The sequence below is a fragment of the Methylorubrum podarium genome (assembly GCF_022179745.1).
GTDB lineage: Bacteria > Pseudomonadota > Alphaproteobacteria > Rhizobiales > Beijerinckiaceae > Methylobacterium > Methylobacterium podarium.
The window spans coordinates 1-7,170 of record NZ_BPRD01000229.1 but is presented as its reverse complement, the minus strand read 5'-3'; the positions used below and the strand labels follow the sequence as shown (position 1 = coordinate 7,170).

The 7,170-nt window shown below is 72.3% G+C and carries 8 protein-coding genes; 3 read left to right on the top strand and 5 right to left on the bottom strand.

The features are described 5' to 3' along the window. Window positions 1-22 precede the first annotated feature (22 nt). A complete protein-coding gene (fdxA, locus tag MFF42_RS12295) occupies window positions 23-361 on the bottom strand; it encodes a ferredoxin FdxA (protein WP_141953210.1) in 339 nt (112 codons plus the stop codon). A gap of 485 nt (window positions 362-846) precedes the next feature. On the opposite strand from fdxA, the gene MFF42_RS12290 reads away from it, so the two are divergent. The 3 genes from MFF42_RS12290 to greA all read left to right on the top strand — a co-directional run bounded on the left by MFF42_RS12290 (window position 847) and on the right by greA (window position 3,078). Then, window positions 847-1,458: a hypothetical protein gene (locus MFF42_RS12290; RefSeq protein WP_238256001.1), complete on the top strand. Its 612-nt coding sequence runs from the start codon at window positions 847-849 to the stop codon at window positions 1,456-1,458. A 107-nt stretch (window positions 1,459-1,565) separates the two neighbouring features. Continuing rightward, window positions 1,566-2,552: an acrylyl-CoA reductase (NADPH) gene (acuI, locus tag MFF42_RS12285; protein WP_238256000.1), complete on the top strand. Its 987-nt coding sequence runs from the start codon at window positions 1,566-1,568 to the stop codon at window positions 2,550-2,552. Window positions 2,553-2,613: 61 nt separating this feature from the next. Continuing rightward, complete coding sequence (gene greA / locus MFF42_RS12280) at window positions 2,614-3,078, top strand: transcription elongation factor GreA (protein WP_238255999.1); 465 nt, start codon at window positions 2,614-2,616, stop codon at window positions 3,076-3,078. 129 nt (window positions 3,079-3,207) lie between these two features. Here the strand turns inward: greA and MFF42_RS12275 are convergent, their stop codons facing one another. From MFF42_RS12275 to xseA, 4 genes are all read right to left on the bottom strand, one after another. After that, window positions 3,208-4,152: a ribose-phosphate pyrophosphokinase gene (locus tag MFF42_RS12275; RefSeq protein WP_017484291.1), complete on the bottom strand. Its 945-nt coding sequence runs from the start codon at window positions 4,150-4,152 to the stop codon at window positions 3,208-3,210. A gap of 153 nt (window positions 4,153-4,305) precedes the next feature. Next, window positions 4,306-4,533, bottom strand: coding sequence for a DUF4170 domain-containing protein (locus MFF42_RS12270; protein ID WP_017484292.1), 228 nt, complete (start codon window positions 4,531-4,533; stop codon window positions 4,306-4,308). Between the two features lie 99 nt (window positions 4,534-4,632). Further along, a complete protein-coding gene (locus MFF42_RS12265; RefSeq protein WP_238255998.1) occupies window positions 4,633-5,541 on the bottom strand; it encodes a protein-L-isoaspartate O-methyltransferase family protein in 909 nt (302 codons plus the stop codon). Between the two features lie 120 nt (window positions 5,542-5,661). Beyond that, on the bottom strand, window positions 5,662-7,170 hold a 1,509-nt coding region (gene xseA / locus MFF42_RS12260), incomplete at its 5' end, for an exodeoxyribonuclease VII large subunit (RefSeq protein ID WP_238255997.1).

Sequence of the window (7,170 nt, the reverse complement as noted above, 5' to 3'; positions counted from 1 at the left end):
CTCCGCCGCGCGGCGGAGGGCGTCAGTCGCCGGAGCCGGGATTGGGCGAGAAATGCGCCTCCAGCTTGCCGCCCACCCCGTCCCACTGCTTGGCGTCGGCGGGGGCATCCTTCTTCTGGGTGATGTTGGGCCAGGTCTTGGCGTAGTCGGCGTTGAGCTTCAGCCAGCTCTCGAGGTTGCCCTCGGTGTCGGGCTTGATCGCCTCGGCGGGGCATTCCGGCTCGCAGACGCCGCAATCGATGCATTCGTCGGGATGGATGACGAGCATGTTCTCACCCTCGTAGAAGCAATCCACGGGGCACACCTCGACGCAGTCCATGTACTTGCACTTGATGCAGTTGTCGGTGACGACGTAGGTCATGGGCCGTTCGGTCCTCAAAAATCCGCTTGTCTGCCGCTTGCCTGGGCGGGGTCGGGCGCGCTCCTCACCGGCCCGCCACCCGCTCTCGCGCGGATGCGATCCCTCGTGCGGCGGGTTCAAGCGTTCCGGGCGCCGCCGCCGCCCGATTTGGAAGCGCTCTAGCCCCTGGCCGGTGGGCTGACAAGCGCGCCCTTCCGCCCGCCCTCCCCCGCGCCGCGCGGCGGGCTTTTCGGCAACGCCGCCGCCCCGGTTCCCGCTCCGGCCCGGTTCCGCCCGCCGGCCGGAATTCGAAGTCGAGGCACGGTGTTCAGATCTGCGTAGTCTTAGTCGTTGGTTAATTTTACTGTCTTCGACAATTGAGCTTGTCCGGGAAGCAACCTTGGCCGCTATCTGGACGTCGAATGGCACGCCGCGCAAGTCCCGGACGGGGTTTGCGGTGGTGCCCGAGATCGTCCCGACGTCGCGTCGCGTTCCGAGGTTGTTCCATGGCCGCCCCCCTGCTCCGCCCGAGCCTGTTTCCCGCCCTTGCCGTCGCCGCCTGCGCGGTCGTCACCCTGGCCGCGCCCGCGCAGGCGGGGGGGAACTGCGTCAGCGCCGAGTGCTATCGCCGGGTCGTGACGCCGCCCGTCTACGACACCGTCGCCGAGCGGGTGCTGGTCCAGCCGCCGCGCACGGTCTACCGCACCACGCCGCCGGTCTACGACACGGTGTCCGAGCGGGTGCTGGTCGCCCCCGGCGGGCGCCGCTGGGAGACGCGCGTCGACGCCTACGGCCAGCTCGTCGGCTGCTGGGTGACCACGCCGCCGCGCTACGCGGTGCAGACCCGGCGCGTGCTGGTGCGCCCGCCGGAGGCGATCCCGCACACCCTGCCGCCGGTCTACGCCACCACGCAGCGCCGCGTGCTGGTGCAGCCCGCCCGCGCCGCCTGGGTGCCCGCCGCCGCCCCCGTCGCCGGGCCGGCCTTCGGTCCCGGTCCCGGCTACGGTCCCCTCGGGATCGGCTCGATCCCGGACGCCCTCGGCATCACCGGGGCGTCGTCCGCGGATGTCGCCGTCGGCCTCGGCTTCTCCCAGGGCAGCATCTACGACGGGTATTGAGGCACGTCCTCGATCACGTCCTCGCTCGCGGCCCTGACCGGCGGCCTTGATTCGAGGCGAGGCCGCCGTAGCTCCCCTCCCGGCGCACGAGACGGGAGGAGCGGATCATGGCGGCGTTCAGGGCCTGGGTGATCGAGAAGGGCGAGGCCGGGCAGAGCCTCGCCCTGCGCGATTTCGACGAGGCCGACCTGATGGACGGCGACGTCACCGTGCGGGTCTCCCATTCCGGCCTGAACTACAAGGACGGGCTGGCCATGACCGGCCGGATGCCGGTGGTGCGCCGCTTCCCCATGATCCCCGGCATCGATTTCGCCGGCACCGTCGAGGCCTCCGCGCATCCCGATTACAAGGCCGGCGACGCGGTGGTGCTCACCGGCTGGGGCGTCGGCGAGACCCATCTCGGCGGACTGGCCGAGCGCGCCCGGCTGCGCGGCGACTGGCTGGTGCCCCTGCCCGAGGGCCTGAGCCCGGCCGACGCCATGGCGATCGGCACCGCCGGCTACACCGCGATGCTGTCGGTGCTGGCGCTGGAGCACCACGGCCTGACGCCGGAAGCCGGGCCGGCCCTGGTGACGGGCGCCTCCGGCGGCGTCGGCTCGGTGGCGGTGGCCCTCCTGAAGCGCGCCGGCTGGCACGTCGTCGCCGCGACGGGCCGGACCGGCGAGGCCGAGTACCTGAAGGGTCTCGGCGCGGCCGAGATCCTGGAGCGCGAGGCGCTCGCGGGCGAGCCGCGCCCCCTGGCCAAGGAGCGCTGGGCCGCCGGCATCGACGCGGTCGGCGGAAAGGTGCTCGCCAACGCCCTGTCGATGACGCGGGGCGGCGGCGCCATCGCCGCCTGCGGCAATGCCGGGGGCATGGACCTGCCGAGTTCCGTCGCGCCCTTCATCCTGCGCGGCGTCGCGCTCTTGGGCATCAACAGCGTGACGACCCCGCAGAAGCTCCGCCGCGCGGCCTGGGCCCGCCTCGCGCGCGACCTCGACCGCGACCTCCTGCGGCGGATGACGCGGACGGTCTCCCTGGAGGAGGCCGGCGGCCTCGCCGAACCCCTGCTCGACGGTCAGGTGCGGGGCCGCACCGTCGTCGCGATCGGCTGAACCCGAGCCCGCGCCCCGGCCCCGCGGGAACCGCGGCGGAGGCTTGGGCATTGCGTATCTCATGAGCAGAGCATTCGTCCGTGAGCCGGAAGGCGGTGAGGCGTTCGAGGACCTCCCCGACCGGCCGATTTCCGCCCACACCAACTTCGTGACGCCCGAGGGGCTCGCGCAGATCGAGGCCGAGGTGGCGCGGCTGGAAGGCGAGCTGTCCGGTCTCTCGCCGCAGCAGGACAAGGCGGACCACGCCCGCCTCTCGCGCGACCTGCGCTACTGGAGCGCGCGCAAGAACTCGGCGCAGCTGGTCGAGGCGTTCGAGGGCGACGTGGTGCGCTTCGGCGCGACCGTGACGGTGGTGCGCGAGGACGACACGCGCCAGACCTTCCGCATCGTCGGCGAGGACGAGGCCGACCCCTCGGCCGGCTCGATCTCCTACGTCGCGCCGCTCGCCCGCGCGCTCACCGGCAAGGGCGTCGGCGACACCGTGACGGTGAACGACCACGAGTTCGAGATCACGGACATCCGCTGAGCGGGAAAGGTCAGGGGTTTCGAAAGGGCGAGCCCTTTCGCGGGTCCAGGGCGGAGCCCTGGGAATCAGCCGGGGCTCCGCCCCGATACCCCGCCAAAGGGGTGACCCCTTTGCGATCCCGGCTTCTGCTCAGGTGAACAGGCTCGACACGCTCGATTCCGTCGCCGTGCGCCCGATCGCCTCGCCGAGCAGGGGCGCGATCGAGATCACGCGGATGTTGCGGGCGAGCTTCACCGCCTGCGTCGGCAGGATCGAGTCGGTGATGACGAGTTCCTTCATCCGCGAGGCGGCGATGCGCGAGACCGCCCCGCCCGACAGCACCCCGTGGGTGATGTAGGCCGACACGTCCCGGGCGCCGGCGTTGAGCAGCGCCTCGGCCGCGTTCACCAGGGTGCCGCCGGAATCGACGATGTCGTCGACGAGGATGCAGGACTGGCCCTCGACGTCGCCGATGATGTTCATCACCTCCGACTCGCCCGCCCGCTCGCGGCGCTTGTCGACGATGGCGAGCGAGGCGTCGATGCGCTTGGCGAGCGCCCGGGCGCGCACCACGCCGCCGACGTCGGGCGAGACCACCATGCGCTCGCCGGGGGCCAGCCGCTCCTTGATGTCGCGCACCATCACCGGGGCGGCGAACAGGTTGTCGGTGGGGATGTCGAAGAAGCCCTGGATCTGGCCGGCATGGAGGTCCAGCGTCAGCACGCGGTCGGCGCCGGCCTCGGTGATGAGGTTGGCCACCAGCTTGGCCGAGATCGGCGTGCGGCCCGAGGTGCGCCGGTCCTGCCGTGCGTAGCCGAAATAGGGGATCACCGCCGTGATGCGCCGCGCCGAGGACCGACGCGCCGCGTCGATCATGATCAGCAGCTCCATCAGGTGGTCGTTGGCCGGGAACGAGGTCGATTGGACGATGAAGACGTCCTCGCCGCGCACGTTTTCCTGCAGCTCGACGAAGATCTCCATGTCGGCGAAGCGCCGGACCATGCAGCTCGCGAGCGGCAATTCGAGGTAGGCGGCGATCGCTTCCGCAAGAGGACGGCTCGCGTTGCCGGCGATGATCTTGATGGACGACGTCATGCCGGGCGTCTCTCGGCTCACTCTTCAAGTCACTCGCGGGACGCGCGCGAACCGATTACGTCCGGGACCGCACAAGCATCCGGCCGCGCGGGCTCATATCAGCCGTGCCGGTTCGTCACAATGGCTTCATGCCGCGGCCCCGCCCTGCCCCGGTCACGGTTCGAGCAGGCGGTGCAGGTGGACGATGAAGTAGCGGGTCTGGGCGCTGTCGACGGTGGCCTGGGCCTTGGAGCGCCACGCGGTCTGGGCCGAGGCGTAGTCGGGAAAGATGCCGACGATGTCGAGATCCTTGATGTCCCGGAAGCGCACGCCCGAGACGTCCTCCAGCTCGCCGCCGAACACGAGATGGAGCTTCTGGTCCGAGTCGATCGTCGTGGTCACGCGTCTCTCCTGCGGGGTGCCGGGGCCCGCCGCCGGTCAGGCAGGAGCCGTGCCGCTCGGTCGCAGAGGCGGCGGGGCGGGTCAAGGTGCCCGTCCCGCTCATCCCGGCTCGTCGTAGGACAGCGACCAGCCTGAACCCGTGAACCAGGAGCGCGCGGAGGGCGACCGCCGCCAGCGCAGAGACCGGACGAACTCCACGCCGCCGCGCGTGAAGGCCGCCTTCAAGGCTTCGCGCTCCGCCTCGCTCCCGACCAGCCTTCCCTCGCCCCCTTCGGCGCAGACGAAGAAGGCCGGACCGAGCCAGGCCGCGGAGAAGAGGTCCGCATCGCGCCGCTCGACACGCAGCGCCGCGCCGTGGAGGGCGTGGCGGCCCGCCCCCGGCCTGCCCTCCGGCCGGGGGACGCCCAGCGGGAAGATCAGCCGCCCGCCCGCGTCGAGATGGTCGATCCAGGCCGGCGCCGGCCGTTCGACCGAAAAGTTGACGTAGATGCAATCCGCCTTGTCCCGGGGCCAGTCCGCCCCGTCGCCCTCGACGACGGTGACCTGGGCAAGGTCCGCGAGATTGCTGCGGGCGAGGTCGGCGAGCCGGCGCTCGGACTCGACCGCCACGACGTGACCGGACGCTCCGACCAGGTGGGCGAGCAGCGCCGTGTAGTAGCCCGTGCCGGCGCCCAGATGCACGACCCGCCCGCCGGGCCGGAGCCCGGCGTGGTGCAGCCAGCCCGCGTGCAGCGACGGGCTGCCGTTGTTGACGCCGCGCTCCGGAGAGAGCGCGAAGAGCACGTCCTGATAGGCCAGGACCGGATCGGCCTCGGGAATGACCGCGTAGCCCGTGAACCGCGCGATCCGCCAGGGCGGCGGTCCGAGATAGCGCTCGCGCGGGACCGTCGCGAAGGCCGCCTCCAGCGCGGGATCGCGATCGATCCCCGCGACCGCGAGCATCTGCCTGGCATAGGCCCGCCGGACGGTGGCGAGCTCCCGGTCGTCGAAGGTCGAGACAACTGACATCGGCGGTGACCCGTGCGCGATGCGATCATAAATTGAACGCGGAGGGCGCGCTACACGACAAGGCCGCTCGGCCCCAGCGGGGCCAAGCGCGCGCAGGATGGAGGCGGCGCGCGGCCCGTTTCAGAACAGCGAGCCCTGCCGCGCGGCGGGCGCCCGTGCCTTCTCCGACCCGGTGACCGCGGAAGGCTCCGGGTTGCGGGCCGCGCGTCTCGGTCGCGGCGAGGGCGGGGACGACGATCCCTCCGGCACCGCGGCCACCGCGCCGTCGGCGAACTGGAGCTGGAGCCGCGCGGCCGTCGCGGCAGCCTCCGCCGTGCGCACCGGCAGGCCGTCGGCGTCGCGCACGAGCGCGTAGCCGCGGGCGAGCACGGCCTTGTAGCTCAGCGCCCCGAGCAGGCCGGCCTGCGCCCCGAGCCGGTCGCGGCGGCGCTCGATGATGCGGAGGATCGCCGTGCGCGGGCGGTGATCGATGCCGGCGAGACGGGCCCGCGCCTCGGCGAGCGCGATCACCGGCGAGCGCCGGGTCAGCCGGTCGGCGAGGCGGTTCAGGCGCTCGCGGGAATCGCGGGCATTGGCGGCGAGCGCCGGCCTCAGCCGGGCGTCGGCGAGGTCGAGGCGCTGGCGCTTGGCGGCGAGGAAGGCATCGGCGCCGGGGATCGCCCGCACCAGGGCGCGGAAATCCGCCCGCTCCCGCTCGATCCGCCGCAGCATCGTGCCGGCCTGCCGAGCGCCGAGATCGTGGATCTGGGCGGAGAGCTCCGCCCGCACCGGCACCGCCATCTCGGCCGCGCCCGTCGGCGTCGGCGCGCGGCGGTCGGAGGCGAAATCGATCAGCGTGGTGTCGGTCTCGTGGCCGACCGCCGAGATCAGGGGAATCTCGGAGTTGGCGGCGGCGCGCACCACCGCCTCCTCGTTGAAGGCCCAGAGATCCTCGATCGAGCCGCCGCCGCGGGCGACTATCAGCACGTCCGGCCGCGGGATCGGGCCGTCGGGGGCAAGCGCGTTGAAGCCCCGGATCGCCGCGGCGATTTCGTCCGAGGCGCCCTCCCCCTGGACCCGCACCGGCCAGACCAGCACGGGGCGGGGAAAGCGGTCCTCCAGCCGGTGAAGGATGTCGCGGATCACCGCGCCGGTCGGCGAGGTGACGACGCCGATCACCCGCGGCAGGAACGGGATCGGCCGCTTCCGCTCGGCCTCGAACAGCCCTTCCGCCGCGAGCGCGCGCTTGCGCTCCTCCAGCAGTGCCATCCAGGCGCCGATGCCGGCGGGCTCCATCGAGTCGATGACGATCTGGTACGAGGATTTCCCGGCAAACGTCGTGATCTTGCCGGTGGCGACGACCTCCAGCCCTTCCTTGGGCTTCTGCCGCAGGCGCCCGAGCACGCCCTTCCACACCACCGCGTCGATCTTGGCCGAGCCGTCCTTGAGCGAGAAATAGGCGTGGCCCGAGCCGTGCGGCCCGCGATAGCCCGAGATCTCGCCGCGCAGGCGGACATGCCCGAAGGCATCCTCCAGGGTGCGCTTGAGGGCGGCGGCGAGGTCGCCGACCGACCATTCGGGGGTGTTGGCCTGGAGCAAAGCCGAGGGCGCCGGCTCCCCCGGCGGCGGGGGCGGCGCCCTCGGCTTTGC